Raw genomic sequence first — 17047 nt, 5'->3', positions numbered from 1 at the left:
AAATGGCACCCACTTCCTCGCCGCTCATCAACGGCCACGCCTATGACTATGTCGACCATGCCTACGACGTGATCGTCGTCGGGGCCGGCGGCGCCGGATTGCGCGCCACGCTCGGCATGGCCGAACAGGGCTTCAAGACGGCCTGCATCACCAAGGTTTTCCCGACGCGTTCGCACACGGTCGCAGCCCAGGGCGGTATCGCCGCATCGCTGACCAACATGACGCCGGATAGCTGGCAGTGGCACCTTTACGATACGGTCAAGGGCTCTGACTGGCTCGGCGATGTCGATGCGATGCAGTATCTGACCATGGAAGCGCCGAAGGCCGTTTACGAGCTTGAACATTACGGCGTTCCGTTCTCGCGCAATGCCGAAGGCAAGATTTACCAGCGGCCGTTCGGTGGCCACATGCAAAATTACGGCGAAGGCCCGCCGGTGCAGCGCACCTGTGCCGTTGCCGACCGGACCGGCCATGCCATCCTGCACACGCTGTATGGCCAGTCGCTGAAACACAATGCCGAATTCTTCATCGAGTATTTCGCGCTTGACCTGATCATGTCGGATGACGGCAGCCGCTGCACCGGTGTTGTCGCCTGGAACCTCGACGACGGCACGATCCATCGCTTCTCGGCCAAGATGGTCGTTCTGGCGACCGGCGGCTATGGCCGCTCCTATTTCTCGGCGACCTCCGCCCATACCTGCACCGGCGACGGTGGCGGCATGGTGGCGCGCGCCGGCCTGCCGTTGCAGGACATGGAATTCGTCCAGTTCCACCCGACCGGCATCTACGGCTCCGGCTGCCTGATTACCGAAGGTGCGCGCGGCGAAGGCGGTTATCTGGTCAATTCCGAGGGCGAGCGCTTCATGGAGCGCTATGCGCCCTCGGCCAAGGACCTGGCGTCCCGCGACGTGGTTTCCCGCTGCATGACGCTGGAAATCCGCGAAGGCCGCGGCGTCGGCAAGAACAAGGACCATATCTACCTTCATCTCGACCATCTCGATCCGGCCGTTCTGCACGAGCGCCTGCCGGGCATTTCCGAGAGCGCCAAGATCTTTGCCGGTGTCGACGTGACGCGCGAGCCGATCCCGGTTCTGCCGACCGTTCACTACAACATGGGCGGCATTCCGACCAACTACTGGGGCGAAGTGCTGAACGCCGACGGTGAAAATCCCGAGCGCGTCCTGCCGGGCCTGATGGCTGTCGGTGAAGCCGGCTGCGCTTCGGTGCACGGGGCAAACCGCCTCGGCTCCAACTCGCTGATCGACCTCGTGGTCTTCGGCCGCGCCGCTGCGATCCGCGCCGGCGAAGTCATCGACCGCGCCTCGCCGATCCCGGCGATCAACGAAAAGGCCTGCGAAAAGATCATGACGCGCTTCGACAAGCTGCGTTATGCCGATGGTTCGACGCCGACCGCCGTGCTGCGTGAAAAGATGCAGCGCACCATGCAGGACGACGCCGCCGTGTTCCGCACGCAGGAATCGCTGGAGAGCGGCTGCAAGCGCATGAGCGCGATCTGGCAGGAACTGAGCGACGTCAAGGTCACCGACCGCTCGATGATCTGGAATTCCGACCTGGTGGAGACGCTGGAGCTGGAAAACCTGATGGCCAACGCCATCGTCACGGTCTATGGCGCCGAAGCCCGCAAGGAAAGCCGTGGCAGCCATGCGCGCGAGGATTTTGTCGATGGCCCGTTTGCCGGCCGCGACGACGTCAACTGGCGCAAGCATACGCTGTCCTGGGTGAACGAGGCCGGCGAAGTCCGCCTCGACTACCGCCCGGTTCACACCGAACTTCTGCAGCCGGGCATCGATCCGAAAAAGATCGAGCCCAAGGCACGCGTGTACTGAGGAGAATGATCCATGGTTGAACTCGCTCTCCCCAAAAACTCGACGATGACGGAAGGCAAGGTCTGGCCGAAGCCGGCCGGTGCCACCAACACTCGTGAGCTCCGCATCTATCGCTGGAGCCCGGACGACGGCAAGAACCCGTCGATCGACACGTTCTATATCGATGTCGACGATTGCGGGCCGATGGTTCTCGATGCACTGCTTTACATCAAGAACAAGATCGACCCGACGCTGACGCTGCGCCGCTCCTGCCGCGAAGGCATCTGCGGTTCCTGCGCGATGAACATCGATGGCACCAATACGCTGGCCTGCACCAAGGGCATGGACGAGGTGAAGGGCACGGTGAAAGTCTACCCGCTACCGCACATGCCGGTCGTCAAGGACCTGGTGCCGGACCTCACCAACTTCTACGCCCAGCACCGCTCGATCGAGCCCTGGCTGAAGACGGTTTCGCCGACGCCTGCCAAGGAATGGAAGCAGAGCCACGAGGACCGCCAGAAGCTTGATGGTCTCTATGAGTGCATCTTGTGCGCCTGCTGTTCCGCCTCGTGCCCGAGCTACTGGTGGAATGGCGACCGGTATCTCGGTCCGGCCGTGCTTCTGCAGGCCTATCGCTGGCTGATCGATAGTCGCGACGAAGCCAAGGGCGAGCGTCTCGACAATCTCGAAGACCCCTTCCGCCTCTATCGCTGCCACACGATCATGAACTGCGCCCAGACCTGTCCGAAAGGCCTCAACCCGGCCAAGGCCATTGGCGAAATCAAGAAGATGATGGTGGAACGCCGCGTCTGATACTGGGTGCGGCCGTTTTGATCAATTTGCAAACGCCGGGTTCTGCCCGGCGTTTTCGTGTGAGCAAGCTGCTTCGAGCGCCCGGTTTGAAAGAGACGGCAACTCTACCACGCAGGGAATTGACCGTTTCAATCATGTCACAGCCGTCAAAGAATTGCCGTGCTCTTGAATTGAAAGATGGTTTTAAGTTAATTGCGCCTATATGCCAGTTGATGAATACGATGGCAAAGATGATCGGGAGCTTAAACATGCGGACAATACATGCGGTGGCGGGACTGGCCGTGGTGCTGGCGCTGGCTGGATGTCAGAGGACGTCCATGACCGATTTCAATGGCAACAACACGTCGCCTGCTCCTGTGCAGGCGCAGCCTGTGCCGACCGTTTCGTCCGGCCAGCTTGCTGCTCCCGGCGAAACCTCACAGTTTCCGGCAGCTCCGGTCAGCGGCACGGCTGCGGTTGGCGGTGTCACGGCGCCCGGCGGTACCGAGGTAGCGGCAGCAACCAATGCACTTGACGTCACCAAGGAATCGATGGTCGGCAACTGGCGCGTCTCGAATGCCGGTGCTTCCTGCGACATGTTCCTGACGCTCACCAATCTCGGCAGCGGCTCGCGCGGCGGTACGCGCGGTTGCGCCGGCGAATTGACGGCGATGGGCTCCTGGGAAGTTGCCGGCAAGCAGGTCGTGCTCAAGGATCGCAACGGCAATCCGCTCGCCCGCCTTTTCAAGACGGCCGATTCGCGTTTCGACGGCTCGACCAATGGCGGCCAGTCGGTCAGCCTCAGCCGCTAATCATTAGCCCGGCATCAGCCGGGTTTTTTCTTGCCGTCGTTTCCGACACCAGACCGGTAAAGCGCGTGCCCAATCCTGAAGATAGTATTTCACGAAAACTCGAAGCCATGATCGTGGCGGGAACGCTGACGCGTGACCCGGCGCAACTGGTCATCGCCAGGCGCCTCGATCATCTTTCCTCGGAACTGGCCGCCGGCCGCGCCGAGCGCAAGTCGAATGCGCTCGGCTGGCTGTTTGCCTCGCGCAAGAACGAGCATCCGCCGCTGAAGGGGCTTTATCTCTACGGCGGCGTCGGGCGTGGCAAGACCATGTTGATGGACCTGTTCTTCGAGACGGTGCCGATCAAGCGCAAGCGCAGGGCGCATTTCCATGAATTCATGGCCGATGTGCATGAACGCATCTTCATGCACCGGCAGAAGCTGAAGAACGGCGAGACGCGCCAGGCCGATCCGATGCCGCCTGTGGCTGCGGAAATCTTTGCCGAGGCCCGCCTGCTGTGCTTCGACGAATTCTCGGTTACCGATATCGCCGACGCGATGATCCTGTCGCGGCTGTTCGGCGAGCTGTTCTCCAAGGGCTGCGTGCTGGTGGCGACATCCAATGTCGAGCCCGGCAATCTCTACAAGGACGGTCTCAATCGCGGCCTGTTCCTGCCGTTCATCAATCTGTTGAAAGCGCATGCTGATATCGTGCCGCTGGATACGACGACGGATTACCGGCTGGCAAAGATCGAGGGCCTGCCGGTCTGGTCGTCGCCGCTCGGACCGGACGCCGATGCCGAACTCGACAATGCCTGGAAACTGGCAACGGCAGGTTTGACGGTGACCTCTGCCGAGGTGGCCTTCAAGGGCCGCAAGATCGTCGTGCCCAAGGCTGCTGGTGAATGCGCCCGGTTCTCGTTTGCCGATCTCTGCGAAAAACCGCTCGGGGCGGCCGATTACCTTGCCATCCTTTCACATTACCGGACGCTCTTCGTCGAGCATATCCCGCATCTGGGGCCTGAGAGGCGCAACGAGACCAAGCGCTTCATCATGCTGATCGATACGATCTACGATCACGGTGCCCGGCTGTTTGCCTCGGCGGCATCCGCGCCGATCGATCTGCTGACCGCGAAAAAAGGCACCGAGGGCTTCGAGTTCGATCGCACTGTTTCGCGGTTGATCGAGCTGCAGAGCAAGGAATATGCCGCCAATCATCATGCGGCTTCTGCTGTTTCATGACAAAATGGCGACGTAAATTCTTACGTTTACGTAAGAATTTTATGATCTAACCGATTGAAATTGCTCTACCCAAAAGTATGGGTTGATATTTTAGTTTTTGGCGTTTAATTCCTTGCGCGGAAGGTTTGCCATCGCTCGCGCTTGAGGCGCCACGTCAGGCCTTGACAGATTTGGATCGCAAAGGAAGCACTTTCATGGCGCGCAACAAGATCGCACTTATTGGTTCTGGAATGATTGGTGGCACGCTGGCGCATCTCGCCGGCCTGAAAGAACTGGGCGACATCGTCCTGTTCGACATTGCCGACGGCATTCCGCAGGGCAAGGGTCTCGATATCGCTCAGTCCTCTCCCGTCGAAGGCTTCAATGCCAACCTGACCGGTGCCAGTGACTATTCCGCAATCGAAGGCGCCGATGTCTGCATCGTCACCGCCGGTGTTGCCCGGAAGCCGGGCATGAGCCGCGACGACCTGCTCGGCATCAATCTCAAGGTCATGGAACAGGTCGGCGCCGGCATCAAGAAATATGCCCCGAACGCCTTCGTCATCTGCATCACCAACCCGCTCGACGCGATGGTATGGGCGCTGCAGAAGTTCTCCGGCCTGCCGAAGAACATGGTCGTCGGCATGGCGGGCGTGCTCGATAGCTCGCGCTTCCGCCTGTTCCTGTCCCAGGAATTCAACGTTTCCGTCCAGGACGTCACAGCGTTTGTTCTCGGCGGCCATGGCGACACGATGGTGCCGCTTGCCCGCTACTCGACCGTCGGCGGCATTCCGCTGACCGATCTGGTCAAGATGGGCTGGGTCACCAAGGAGCGCCTCGAAGAAATCATTCAGCGCACCCGCGACGGCGGCGCCGAAATCGTTGGTCTGCTCAAGACCGGTTCGGCTTACTACGCACCGGCTGCCTCGGCGATCGAAATGGCTGAATCCTTCCTCAAGGACAAGAAACGCGTGCTGCCGGCCGCCGCCTATCTCAACGGCCAGTACGGCGTCAAGGACATGTATGTCGGCGTGCCAACGATCATCGGTGCCGGCGGCATCGAGCGCATCATCGAAGTCGAATTCAACAAGGCCGAGCAGGAAGCCTTCGAAAAGTCCGTCGCTTCGGTGGCGAGCCTTTGCGAAGCCTGCATCGCCATCGCGCCGAGCCTCAAGTAATTGCCGTTCGGCTTAAACAGGAAGTTTCCCCATGAACATTCATGAATATCAGGCCAAGGCTCTGTTGAAGACCTTTGGCGCTCCGGTCGCGGAAGGTGTCGCCATCTTCTCGGCGGAAGAAGCCGAAGCGGCTGCAAAGTCGCTTCCAGGCCCGCTCTATGTCGTCAAGAGCCAGATCCACGCCGGCGGCCGCGGCAAGGGCAAGTTCAAGGAACTCGGCCCGGATGCCAAGGGCGGCGTTCGCCTGGCGTTCTCCATCGATGAAGCCAAGGCGCACGCCAAGGAAATGATGGGCAACACGCTGGTAACCGCGCAGACCGGCGAAGCCGGCAAGCAGGTCAACCGCCTCTACATCGAAGACGGTGCCGACATCGCCCGCGAGCTTTACCTCTCGCTGCTCGTCGACCGTTCGGTCGGCCGCGTAGCCTTCGTGGTCTCCACCGAAGGCGGCATGGACATCGAGGCTGTCGCCCACGACACGCCTGAAAAGATCCACACGATCGCCATCGATCCGGAAACGGGCGTGACGGATGCTGATGTGGCCGCGATCTCCAAGGCTCTCGAGCTTTCGGGTGCTGCTGCGGAGGACGCCAAGTCGCTCTTCCCGCTTCTCTACAAAGCCTTCAACGAGAAGGACATGGCCCTGCTGGAGGTTAACCCGCTGATCGTCATGAAGAACGATCATCTGCGCGTACTCGACGCCAAGATGTCGTTCGACGGCAACGCGATCTTCCGTCACGACGACGTCAAGGCGCTGCGCGACGAGACCGAAGAAGACGCCAAGGAAATCGAGGCCTCCAAGTGGGACCTCGCCTACGTGGCGCTCGACGGCAATATCGGCTGCATGGTCAATGGTGCTGGTCTTGCCATGGCGACGATGGACATCATCAAGCTCTACGGCAAGGAGCCGGCAAACTTCTGCGACGTCGGCGGCGGCGCCGGAAAGGAGAAGGTGGCTGCAGCCTTCAAGATCATCACGGCCGATCCCAAGGTCGAAGGCATCCTCGTCAACATCTTCGGCGGCATCATGAAGTGCGATGTCATCGCTGAAGGCGTTGTCGCTGCCGTGCAGGAAGTCGGCCTCAAGGTTCCGCTCGTCGTGCGCCTCGAAGGCACCAATGTCGAACTCGGCAAGAAGATTCTGAATGAGTCGGGTCTCGCGATCACGGCGGCAGACGACTTGGACGATGCGGCCAAGAAGATCGTCGCGGCGATCAAAGCCTAATTTGAAGGACCCGAACTTATGTCTATTCTCGTCAACAAGAATACCAAGGTCCTGGTTCAGGGCCTGACCGGCAAGACCGGCACTTTCCACACCGAACAGGCGCTTGCCTATTACGGCACGCAGATGGTCGGCGGTATCCACCCGAAGAAGGGTGGCGAAACCTGGACCGGTTCGAAGGGCGAAAGCCTGCCGATCTTTGCGACGGTCGCTGAAGCCAAGGAACGCACCGGCGCCGATGCATCGGTGATCTACGTTCCGCCGGCAGGCGCTGCGGATGCAATCATCGAGGCGATCGAAGCCGAAATCCCGTTCATCACCTGCATCACCGAAGGCATTCCGGTCATGGACATGGTCCGCGTCAAGGCTCGCCTCGACCGCTCCAAGTCCCGCCTTCTCGGCCCGAACTGCCCGGGCATCCTGACACCGGAAGAATGCAAGATCGGCATCATGCCGGGCTCGATCTTCCGCAAGGGTTCGGTGGGTATCGTTTCGCGCTCCGGTACGCTGACCTATGAAGCCGTGTTCCAGACGTCGAACGAAGGCCTTGGCCAGACGACGGCTGTCGGCATCGGCGGCGACCCGGTGAAGGGCACCGAATTCATCGACGTGCTGGAAATGTTCCTCGCCGACGAAGCCACGACCTCGATCATCATGATCGGCGAAATCGGCGGCTCGGCTGAAGAAGATGCGGCACAGTTCCTGATCGATGAAGCCAAGAAGGGCCGCAAGAAGCCGATGGCAGGCTTTATCGCCGGCCGGACGGCTCCGAAGGGCCGCACCATGGGTCACGCCGGCGCTGTCGTTTCCGGCGGCAAGGGCGATGCGGAATCGAAGATCTCCGCCATGGAAGCAGCCAGTATCAAGGTATCGCCTTCCCCGGCACGCCTCGGCAAGACGCTGGTCGAAGTCCTCAAGGGCTGAGACTGACGCACCGATAACGTGACCGGGCTTGCCATTGCGGTTGGCCCGGTCCGCACCATCTGATGACGTGAAGGCGCGTCTAGCGCTTTTGAAAATGCGGTTTACCGGGGCCCACACCCGGCAGAGTTAACAAGTCAGGAGGCGGACGGACAGGTCCGCAGAACACCATGGCACGGCAAGAAGCCAACGAGCAATTTCAGCTGACCTCGTTCCTCGACGGAGCGAATGCCGGCTATATCGATCAGCTCTATGCGCGCTACGAAAACGATCCGTCGTCGGTCTCCGGCGAATGGCAGTCGTTCTTCAAGGCGCTGCAGGAGCAGCCTGAAGACGTCATCAAGGCCGCCAAGGGCGCGTCCTGGAAGAAGCCGCACTGGCCGATCCCGGCCAGTGGCGATCTGGTCTCGGCGCTGGACGGCGACTGGGGCACGGTCGAAAAGGTTATCGAAAAGAAGGTTCAGGCGAAGGCCGAGGCACAGGCTGTTGCAACCGGCGTTGCCGCAGCGCCAGCCGACGTTCACCAGTCGACCCGCGACAGCGTCCGCGCCATCATGCTGATCCGCGCCTACCGCATGCGCGGTCACCTGCATGCCAAACTCGACCCGCTGGCCATTGCCGCACCGGTCGACGATTATCATGAGCTGTCGCCGTCGAACTATGGCTTTAGCCCAGAAGACATGGACCGCCCTATCTTCATCGATAACGTGCTGGGCCTCGAATACGCGACCCTGCGGGAAATCGTCGACATCCTCGAGCGCACCTACTGCTCGACGCTCGGCGTCGAGTTCATGCACATCTCCGATCCGGAAATCAAAGCCTGGATCCAGGAGCGGATCGAAGGTGCGGACAAGGGCGTCGATTTTACGCCGGAAGGCAAGAAGGCCATCCTGCAGAAGTTGATCGAGGCTGAAGGCTTCGAGCAGTTCATCGACGTCAAGTACAAGGGCACCAAGCGCTTCGGCCTCGACGGCGGTGAATCGCTCATCCCGGCGCTCGAACAGATCATCAAGCGCGGCGGCCAGGAAGGCCTGAAGGAAATCATCCTCGGCATGGCCCATCGCGGCCGCCTGAACGTGCTGACCAACGTCATGGGCAAGCCGCACCGCGCGGTGTTTCACGAGTTCAAGGGCGGCTCTGCCGCTCCGGACGATGTCGAAGGCTCCGGCGACGTGAAGTACCATCTGGGTGCCTCCTCGGACCGCGAGTTCGATGGCAACAAGGTGCATCTGTCGCTGACCGCAAACCCGTCGCATCTGGAAATCGTCAATCCTGTCGTCATGGGCAAGGCCCGCGCCAAGCAGGACCAGATGGCGAAGATCTTCGAAGGCGACGTCATTCCGCTGTCCGAGCGGGCGCAAGTCATGCCGCTTCTGCTGCATGGCGATGCCGCCTTTGCCGGCCAGGGCGTCACGGCTGAGATCCTCGGCCTGTCGGGCCTGCGCGGTCACCGCGTTGCCGGCACCGTGCATTTCATCATCAACAACCAGATCGGCTTCACCACCAATCCGGCCTTCTCGCGCTCGTCGCCCTATCCGTCCGACGTTGCCAAGATGATCGAAGCGCCGATCTTCCACGTCAACGGCGACGATCCGGAAGCGGTTGTCTACGCCGCCAAGATCGCCACCGAATACCGGATGAAGTACCACAAGCCTGTCGTCGTCGACATGTTTTGCTACCGCCGCTTCGGCCATAACGAAGGCGATGAGCCGTCATTCACGCAGCCGAAGATGTACAAGGTCATCCGCGCTCACAAGACGGTCGTGCAGATTTATGGCGAACGCCTGATCGCCGAGGGCCTGATCTCCGAAGGCGAACTGGAAAAGATGCGCGCCGACTGGCGTGCGCGTCTGGAACAGGAATTCGAAGCCGGACAGTCCTACAAGCCGAACAAGGCCGACTGGCTGGACGGCGTATGGTCGGGGCTTCGCGCTGCAGACAATCAGGATGAGCAGCGCCGTGGCAAGACGTCGGTGCCGATGAAGACGCTGAAGGACGTTGGCCGCAAGCTGTCGGAAGTTCCGGCAGGCTTCCACGCCCACAAGACCATCCAGCGCTTCATGGACGGCCGGGCCAACATGGTCCAGACCGGTGAAGGCATCGACTGGGCGATGGCGGAAGCGCTCGCATTCGGTACGCTCTGCGTCGAGGGCACCAAGATCCGCCTGTCGGGCCAGGATTGCGAACGCGGCACGTTCTCGCAGCGCCATTCGGTTCTCTACGATCAGGAGACCGAAGATCGCTACATCCCACTTGCCAACCTGGCGCCGACCCAGGCCCGTTACGAGGTCATCAACTCGATGCTTTCGGAAGAAGCGGTACTTGGTTTCGAATACGGCTATTCGCTGGCCCGTCCGAACGCGCTGACGCTCTGGGAAGCCCAGTTCGGCGACTTCGCCAACGGTGCACAGGTCATCTTCGACCAGTTCATCTCGTCAGGCGAACGCAAGTGGCTGCGCATGTCCGGTCTCGTCTGCCTGCTGCCGCACGGTTATGAAGGTCAGGGTCCGGAACATTCCTCGGCCCGCCTCGAGCGCTGGCTGCAGATGTGCGCCGAAGACAACATGCAGGTTGCCAACGTCACGACGCCGGCGAACTACTTCCACATCCTGCGCCGCCAGACGAAGCGTGACTTCCGCAAGCCGCTGATCATGATGACGCCGAAGTCGCTGCTGCGCCACAAGCGCGCCGTCTCTTCGCTGTCGGAAATGGCCGGCGAGACCTCCTTCCACCGGCTGCTGTGGGACGATGCAGAGGTCATCAAGGACGGTCCGATCAAGCTGCAAAAGGATGCCAAGATCCGGCGCGTCGTGCTCTGCACCGGCAAGGTCTATTACGACCTGCTGGAAGAGCGCGAAAAGCGCGGCATCGACGATGTCTATCTGCTGCGCGTCGAACAGCTCTATCCGTTCCCGGCCAAGGCGCTGATCAACGAACTCTCGCGCTTCCGTCATGCCGAAATGGTCTGGTGCCAGGAAGAGCCGAAGAACATGGGTGCCTGGTCGTTCATCGACCCGTATCTGGAATGGGTGCTTGCCCATATCGATGCGAAGTACCAGCGGGTGCGCTACACCGGCCGTCCGGCTGCCGCCTCTCCGGCGACGGGCCTGATGTCCAAACATCTCGCCCAGCTTGCCGCATTCCTCGAAGACGCGCTTGGGGGCTGAAAAACGGGAGGCTGAAAGGCCTCCCTCCTTTTGCCTCAACAGAAACAGACACCCGATCAACGGACGACAAAATATCATGGCCACAGAAATCCGCGTTCCCACTCTGGGCGAATCCGTCAGCGAAGCCACCATCGGTACCTGGTTCAAGAAGGTCGGCGATACCGTCAAGGCCGACGAGCCTCTGCTTGAACTCGAAACCGACAAGGTGACGATCGAAGTGCCGTCACCCGCCGCCGGCGTCCTGTCGGAAATCGTCGCTGCTGCCGGCGAAACCGTCGGCCTCGGCGCGCTGCTCGGCAACATCGCCGCTGGCGCTGCAGGAGCCGCTGCTCCGGCCGCTGCCGAAAAGAAGGTTGCCGAACCGGCTGCCTCGGCACCTGCAGCCGCCGCTGCTGCACCGGCCGCAACGCCGGTCGCCACGCCGGTCGCTTCCGCTATGCCGGCGGCACCTGCTGCTGCCAAGATGCTGGCCGAAAACAACCTCTCGGCCGAACAGGTCGATGGTTCCGGCAAGCGCGGTCAGGTTCTGAAGGGCGATGTCATTGCTGCCGTTGCCAAGGGCATTTCGGCACCTGCCGTGTCCGAGCCGGTGAAAGTCGTATCGCGTGGTCCGTCGTCGGCAGAAGATGCGCCGCGCGAAGAGCGCGTCAAGATGACTCGTCTGCGTCAGACGATCGCCAGGCGCCTCAAGGATGCGCAGAACACGGCAGCGATGCTGACCACCTACAACGAGGTGGATATGAGCGCGGTGATGGCGCTACGCACCAAGTACAAGGACATTTTCGAGAAGAAGCATGGCGTCAAGCTGGGCTTCATGGGCTTCTTCACCAAGGCGGTAACGCATGCCTTGAAGGAAATTCCTTCGGTCAACGCCGAGATTGACGGCACCGACATCATCTACAAGAACTTCTGCCATATCGGCATGGCCGTCGGTACTGACAAGGGTCTCGTCGTTCCGGTCATCCGCGACGCCGACGAGATGTCGATCGCCGAAGTCGAGAAGGATCTCGGCCGTCTCGCCAAGCTTGCCCGCGATGGAGCACTCTCCATGGCTGACATGCAGGGTGGTACGTTCACGATCACCAATGGCGGCGTCTACGGTTCGCTGATGTCCTCGCCGATCCTCAATGCACCGCAGTCGGGCATTCTCGGCATGCACAAGATCCAGGACCGTCCGGTCGTCGTCGGCGGCCAGATCGTCATCCGTCCGATGATGTATCTCGCGCTCTCCTACGATCACCGCATCGTCGATGGCAAGGAAGCGGTTACCTTCCTCGTGCGCGTCAAGGAAAGCCTGGAAGATCCGGAACGCCTCGTTCTCGACCTTTAATTGGATGATCTCATGGCTTGAGGCCCCTCATCCGGCCTGTCGGCCACCTTCTCCCCGCTTGCGGTGAGAAGGGCCAAGAGGCTGGCTCCGTCGTCCCCTATCCCCGCGAGCGGAGAGAGGGTTAGGGTGAGGGGCTTTGCAATAAAAGAGCTCAGTCGATCAAAAGGGAATAGTCTTCAATGGACGCAGCAGTTCTGGCGGTATCGCCTTTCATCACGCTTCTCGCATGGAGTGTGGTGCTGCTTGCCGTCCATATCGGGCTGCAGAGCATTCCCGCCACGCTGGAACTGGGATCGGCATGGAATGCCGGGGCGCGCGACGATGGACAAAAGCCGTCCGGCGTCTTTGCCGGACGCGCGGAACGGGCGTTTGCCAATTTCCGCGAAACCTACCCGGCCTTCATCGGTCTGGCTGTGTCGCTCGCCATCACAGGCGATTTGAGCGGCTGGGGCCTGGTTGGCGCCTGGCTGTGGCTTGTCTGCCGGATCGTCTATATCCCGCTCTACCTGGCGGGCATTCCCTATGTCCGCTCGCTCGTCTGGGTCGGATCGCTCATAGGCTTGCTCGTCATGACGGCCGTGCTTATCTTCTGACGGATATCGGAACCCGTAAACGACCGGAGACACTGCCGTGCATCCCTATCTGTTCGAACTCGCCTCGCTGATGGCGATTTTTTCCTTCGCTATCGTTTCGCCGGGCGCCGATCTTGCGATGGTCATGCGCCAGTCGATCGTCAACGGCCGCCGCTCCGCCGTCATCACGTCGTTCGGTGTCGGCACATCACTGATGTTCCATGTAACCTACACGATCCTCGGTCTCGGCCTCCTGATCTCGCAGTCGATCACCCTGTTCAACATCGTCAAATGGTGCGGTGTCGCTTACCTTCTCTATATCGGCATCAAGTCGCTGCGGGCCGGCAAGACCGACATGACGGCGCAGGCCGAAGGCGTCCGCGTCGGCGAAAAGCGTCAGTCAGGGCTGAAGGCGTTCGGTCTCGGCTTTGCCGCCAACGCGCTGAACCCGAAGCCGGTGTTCTTCTTCCTGTCGATCTTCTCGACGGTGGTCAGCGCTCATACGCCGATCATGGTCAAGTTCGGCTACGGCCTGGTGATGGCGAGCTGCCTGATCCTCTGGTTCGTCGGTGTCAGCCTGTTCATGACGACGCCGAAGATGCGCGCTGCCTTCTCGCGTGCCAGCCAGTGGATCGACCGCGCCAGCGGTCTGGTCTTCATTGCGCTTGGCCTGAAGCTCGCCACCGAAAAGGCGGCCTGAGCATGCGTCTTGCCGCTTTCGCATCGACCTTGAGCGCATTGCTGGCGGTTTCGCCGGCGTTTGCTGCTGGTTGCCTGCAGGAACAGGCAATCTATGGCGATGCCGATGGTGCCTATGAACTGCGGTTCGAGCCGGTCGGTTCCGCGAGTGCCGCCACCAGCAATCATTTCAAGGTCAAGGTCGCCAAGACCAATCTGGTGCTTGACGGTATCGTGATGCAATCGGATGAACCAGCGCGCGCCAACGGCATGATCATGAACAATTGCCCGGAAGGCGACGTCACCGGCGACGATATCGCCGCCTGCACCGTCTGGCAGGGTGTGATCTATTCCGTCAGTCCCGACGGCAAGGTCGCCTCATTGCCCGGAGAGGGCCTGGAGGCTGCCTCGCAGGTCCTGCTGCCTGATTTCGGCCCAGCCATCCGCAATTCATCGATCTGGGGCAAGGCGACCGTCGCGCCCTGGGATGTTCTGACCTTCAAGGAATGCGGCCAATGACGCGGAATGACAGGCCCGTTCTGCTGGTCACCGGCGGCAGCCGCGGCATTGGTGCGGCCATCTGTCGGTCGGCGGCCGAACAGGGCTGGGCGGTTGCCGTCAACTATGCCTCCAACCGGCCTGCCGCCGACGCGGTCGTGGCTGCGATTGAGGCAGAGGGCGGTACGGCCATTGCGGTGGAAGGTGACGTCGGCAGTGAAGCCGGGATTACTGCCATTTTTGCGGCGATCGACAAGAGGTTCGGCCGTCTCGACGGTCTGGTCAACAATGCCGGCATTGTCGGCGTTCCGGCGCGGATCGATGAGATTACCTCGGACCGGCTGGAGCGCATGCTGCGGGTCAATGTGTCCGGTTCGATCCTCTGTGCGGCGGCGGCCGTCCGGCGCATGTCGGTGCGCCATGGCGGCAAGGGTGGCGTCATTGTCAATATTTCCTCGATGGCGGCCGTGCTCGGCTCGGCCGGACAATATGTCGATTATGCCGCCTCGAAGGGGGCGATCGATACATTTACCGTTGGCCTTGCCCGCGAAGTCGTCTCGGACGGCATTCGCGTCAATGCGGTGCGCCCCGGTGTCATCGATACGGATATCCACGCGTCGGGCGGGCTTCCCGACCGCGCCCGCGAACTCGGACCAACAATTCCCATGAAACGGCCGGGTACCGCGCAAGAGGTCGCCGATGCCGTTCTTTACCTGCTTTCCCCTTCATCGTCCTATGTAACGGGCGCCATTCTCAACGTCAGCGGCGGACGCTAGCCGCTCTCAGGAAGGACTTTCCCATGGCTTATGATCTCATCGTTATCGGTACCGGCCCCGGCGGCTATGTCTGCGCCATTAAGGCGGCCCAGCTCGGCCTCAAGGTTGGCGTCATCGAGAAGCGTGCCACCTATGGCGGCACCTGCCTCAACATCGGCTGCATCCCCTCGAAGGCCCTGCTGCATGCGTCGGAAGTGTTCCACCAGGTCGGCCACGGCATCGATGCGCTCGGCGTCGAAGTCGCAGCCCCCAAGTTGAACCTGCCCAAGATGCTGGCGCACAAGGACGCGACCGTCAAATCCAACGTCGATGGCGTCGCCTTCCTGTTCAAGAAGAACAAGATCGACACCTTCCAGGGCACCGGCAAGGTGCTCGGCGAAGGCAAGGTCTCCGTCACCAACGACAAGGGTGAAGAGCAGATCATCGAGACCAAGAACGTGGTCATCGCCACCGGTTCCGATGTTGCCGGCATTCCGGGCGTCGAGGTCGCGATCGACGAGACGATCATCATCTCGTCCACCGGAGGCCTGGCGCTGGAAAAAGTTCCGGCCACCATGGTCGTGGTCGGCGGCGGCGTCATCGGTCTGGAGCTCGGCTCGGTCTGGTCGCGTCTCGGCGCCAAGGTCACCGTCGTCGAATATCTCGATACCATTCTTGGCGGCATGGATGGCGAAGTCTCCAAGCAGTTCCAGCGGATGCTCGCCAAGCAGGGCATCGATTTCAAACTCGGCGCCAAGGTGACCGGCGTTGAAAAGTCCGGCAAGGGTGCCAAGGTGACGTATGAGCCGGTCAAGGGCGGTGATGCTGCGACCATCGACGCCGATGTCGTTCTGATCGCCACCGGCCGCAAGCCGTTCACCGATGGCCTCGGCCTGGCCGAAGCCGGCGTCGTCATGGACAACCGCGGCCGCGTCGAGATCGACCATCATTTCCTCACCAGCGTTCCCGGCATCTATGCGCTGGGAGACGTCGTGCGCGGCCCGATGCTCGCCCACAAGGCGGAGGACGAAGGTGTTGCGGTTGCCGAGATCATCGCCGGCCAGGCCGGTCACGTGAACTATGACGTCATCCCGAGCGTGGTCTACACCCAGCCGGAAGTCGCCTCCGTGGGGAAGACCGAGGAAGAGCTGAAGGCCGCAGGCATCGCCTACAAGGTCGGCAAGTTCCCGTTCACGGCAAACGGCCGCGCCCGCGCGATGCTGGAGACTGACGGTTTCGTGAAGATCCTTGCCGACAAGAATACCGACCGTGTTCTCGGCGGTCATATCGTTGGCTTCGGCGCCGGCGAGATGATCCACGAAATCACCGTGCTGATGGAATTCGGCGGTTCTTCGGAAGATCTCGGCCGCACCTGCCATGCGCACCCGACCATGTCGGAAGCGGTGAAGGAAGCGGCACTCGCCACCTTCTTCAAGCCGATCCATATGTAAAAAAATCTACATCGGAAAAACTGGGAGGGGCCGTGACAATCGGCCCCTTTGCGGCTCCTGAGCATGCGGTCTAGGATCAGCGTATTCAAGGAGTGCCGCCTATGCCCCAACGCCCCCACACAGTTCCGGTTACCCTGCCTCATTCAGCACTGCCTCTAGCCGATTGGGCGGATTGTTACGACCTTCTGGTGCCCGGCCAGGCGACCACCGCCATCTCTGCGGCCAAGCGGGCATTGGGTGATTTTCCAACCTGGGTCCGCGCTTTGATGTGGCTGCGAAACGCCGTTGTCAGCCCCTTCGGCTTGAAGAGTTCGGGTGCCAACGGCAAGGCTGAGATGATCGGTTTTTTCCCCATCATCTCGCAATCGAGCGAACAGGCTGTGCTCGGCTTTGACGATACCCATCTGGATTTCCGTATCGTTGTCGATGTGCGCCAGGCGGGCGAGCTGGCCCAGAGGGTCAGTGTGACGACGCTGGTGCGCCGCAAGATCCTGCTCGGAAAGATCTATATCGCCGTCATCACACCGTTTCACCGGCTGATCGTCAAGACGATGCTGGCGCGGCTTGCCCGTCCCGGAATGGCCATGCGCTGACATTTCCGGCCGCAGGGTATTCTCATAACGCTGTCGGCCAGCCCTTGTAAAAC

Annotated in this window: 15 protein-coding genes; all 15 read left to right on the top strand. The window is 61.1% G+C overall.

The window, feature by feature from the left end:
- Positions 1 to 2: 2 nt before the first annotated feature.
- Positions 3 to 1847, top strand: coding sequence for a succinate dehydrogenase flavoprotein subunit (gene sdhA, locus ACP7E0_RS22915; RefSeq protein WP_426128120.1), 1845 nt, complete (start codon positions 3 to 5; stop codon positions 1845 to 1847).
- A gap of 12 nt (positions 1848 to 1859) precedes the next feature.
- Positions 1860 to 2639, top strand: coding sequence for a succinate dehydrogenase iron-sulfur subunit (locus tag ACP7E0_RS22910; protein WP_426128118.1), 780 nt, complete (start codon positions 1860 to 1862; stop codon positions 2637 to 2639).
- 248 nt (positions 2640 to 2887) lie between these two features.
- The gene (locus ACP7E0_RS22905; RefSeq protein WP_426128115.1) at positions 2888 to 3430 is read left to right on the top strand and encodes a protease inhibitor Inh/omp19 family protein; all 543 of its coding nucleotides are present in this window, start codon (positions 2888 to 2890) and stop codon (positions 3428 to 3430) included.
- Between the two features lie 65 nt (positions 3431 to 3495).
- Positions 3496 to 4650, top strand: coding sequence for a cell division protein ZapE (zapE, locus tag ACP7E0_RS22900; protein WP_426128113.1), 1155 nt, complete (start codon positions 3496 to 3498; stop codon positions 4648 to 4650).
- A gap of 194 nt (positions 4651 to 4844) precedes the next feature.
- On the top strand, positions 4845 to 5807 hold the full coding sequence (gene mdh, locus ACP7E0_RS22895) for a malate dehydrogenase (RefSeq protein ID WP_068955315.1): 963 nt from the start codon (positions 4845 to 4847) through the stop codon (positions 5805 to 5807).
- Between the two features lie 31 nt (positions 5808 to 5838).
- Entirely contained in the window at positions 5839 to 7032 is a 1194-nt protein-coding gene (sucC, locus tag ACP7E0_RS22890) for an ADP-forming succinate--CoA ligase subunit beta (RefSeq protein WP_426128111.1), read from the top strand.
- An 18-nt stretch (positions 7033 to 7050) separates the two neighbouring features.
- Positions 7051 to 7953, top strand: a complete 903-nt coding sequence (gene sucD, locus ACP7E0_RS22885; protein ID WP_426128109.1) for a succinate--CoA ligase subunit alpha — start codon at positions 7051 to 7053, stop codon at positions 7951 to 7953.
- A 167-nt stretch (positions 7954 to 8120) separates the two neighbouring features.
- Positions 8121 to 11117: a 2-oxoglutarate dehydrogenase E1 component gene (locus ACP7E0_RS22880; RefSeq protein ID WP_426128107.1), complete on the top strand. Its 2997-nt coding sequence runs from the start codon at positions 8121 to 8123 to the stop codon at positions 11115 to 11117.
- A 76-nt stretch (positions 11118 to 11193) separates the two neighbouring features.
- Entirely contained in the window at positions 11194 to 12447 is a 1254-nt protein-coding gene (gene odhB / locus ACP7E0_RS22875; protein WP_426128105.1) for a 2-oxoglutarate dehydrogenase complex dihydrolipoyllysine-residue succinyltransferase, read from the top strand.
- A 179-nt stretch (positions 12448 to 12626) separates the two neighbouring features.
- Positions 12627 to 13040: an MAPEG family protein gene (locus tag ACP7E0_RS22870; protein ID WP_426128103.1), complete on the top strand. Its 414-nt coding sequence runs from the start codon at positions 12627 to 12629 to the stop codon at positions 13038 to 13040.
- A 37-nt stretch (positions 13041 to 13077) separates the two neighbouring features.
- Positions 13078 to 13719 (top strand): LysE family translocator, encoded by a 642-nt coding sequence (locus ACP7E0_RS22865; protein ID WP_426128102.1) that lies wholly within the window; start codon positions 13078 to 13080, stop codon positions 13717 to 13719.
- 2 nt (positions 13720 to 13721) lie between these two features.
- Complete coding sequence (locus tag ACP7E0_RS22860; protein ID WP_426128100.1) at positions 13722 to 14216, top strand: hypothetical protein; 495 nt, start codon at positions 13722 to 13724, stop codon at positions 14214 to 14216.
- Positions 14213 to 14971 carry an SDR family oxidoreductase gene (locus ACP7E0_RS22855; RefSeq protein WP_426128098.1) on the top strand — a complete coding sequence of 253 codons (759 nt, stop codon included), beginning with the start codon at positions 14213 to 14215 and terminating at the stop codon, positions 14969 to 14971. The genes ACP7E0_RS22860 and ACP7E0_RS22855 overlap by 4 nt, the downstream gene beginning before the upstream one ends.
- 23 nt (positions 14972 to 14994) lie before the next feature.
- Entirely contained in the window at positions 14995 to 16401 is a 1407-nt protein-coding gene (gene lpdA / locus ACP7E0_RS22850) for a dihydrolipoyl dehydrogenase (RefSeq protein WP_426128097.1), read from the top strand.
- A gap of 101 nt (positions 16402 to 16502) precedes the next feature.
- Positions 16503 to 16994 carry a DUF2867 domain-containing protein gene (locus tag ACP7E0_RS22845; protein ID WP_426128095.1) on the top strand — a complete coding sequence of 164 codons (492 nt, stop codon included), beginning with the start codon at positions 16503 to 16505 and terminating at the stop codon, positions 16992 to 16994.
- Positions 16995 to 17047 lie beyond the last annotated feature (53 nt).

Source organism: Pararhizobium sp. PWRC1-1 (assembly GCF_049897905.1).
Taxonomy (GTDB): Bacteria; Pseudomonadota; Alphaproteobacteria; order Rhizobiales; family Rhizobiaceae; genus Pararhizobium.
This window is presented reverse-complemented; position numbering and strand designations above follow the sequence as displayed.

Coding starts and splice junctions, on each gene's coding strand:
- sdhA (WP_426128120.1), top strand. CDS start 3: ATGGCACCCACTTCCTCGCCGCTCATCAACGGCCACGCCTATGACTAT.
- ACP7E0_RS22910 (WP_426128118.1), top strand. CDS start 1,860: ATGGTTGAACTCGCTCTCCCCAAAAACTCGACGATGACGGAAGGCAAG.
- ACP7E0_RS22905 (WP_426128115.1), top strand. CDS start 2,888: ATGCGGACAATACATGCGGTGGCGGGACTGGCCGTGGTGCTGGCGCTG.
- mdh (WP_068955315.1), top strand. CDS start 4,845: ATGGCGCGCAACAAGATCGCACTTATTGGTTCTGGAATGATTGGTGGC.
- sucC (WP_426128111.1), top strand. CDS start 5,839: ATGAACATTCATGAATATCAGGCCAAGGCTCTGTTGAAGACCTTTGGC.
- sucD (WP_426128109.1), top strand. CDS start 7,051: ATGTCTATTCTCGTCAACAAGAATACCAAGGTCCTGGTTCAGGGCCTG.
- ACP7E0_RS22880 (WP_426128107.1), top strand. CDS start 8,121: ATGGCACGGCAAGAAGCCAACGAGCAATTTCAGCTGACCTCGTTCCTC.
- odhB (WP_426128105.1), top strand. CDS start 11,194: ATGGCCACAGAAATCCGCGTTCCCACTCTGGGCGAATCCGTCAGCGAA.
- ACP7E0_RS22870 (WP_426128103.1), top strand. CDS start 12,627: ATGGACGCAGCAGTTCTGGCGGTATCGCCTTTCATCACGCTTCTCGCA.
- ACP7E0_RS22860 (WP_426128100.1), top strand. CDS start 13,722: ATGCGTCTTGCCGCTTTCGCATCGACCTTGAGCGCATTGCTGGCGGTT.
- ACP7E0_RS22855 (WP_426128098.1), top strand. CDS start 14,213: ATGACGCGGAATGACAGGCCCGTTCTGCTGGTCACCGGCGGCAGCCGC.
- lpdA (WP_426128097.1), top strand. CDS start 14,995: ATGGCTTATGATCTCATCGTTATCGGTACCGGCCCCGGCGGCTATGTC.
- ACP7E0_RS22845 (WP_426128095.1), top strand. CDS start 16,503: ATGCCCCAACGCCCCCACACAGTTCCGGTTACCCTGCCTCATTCAGCA.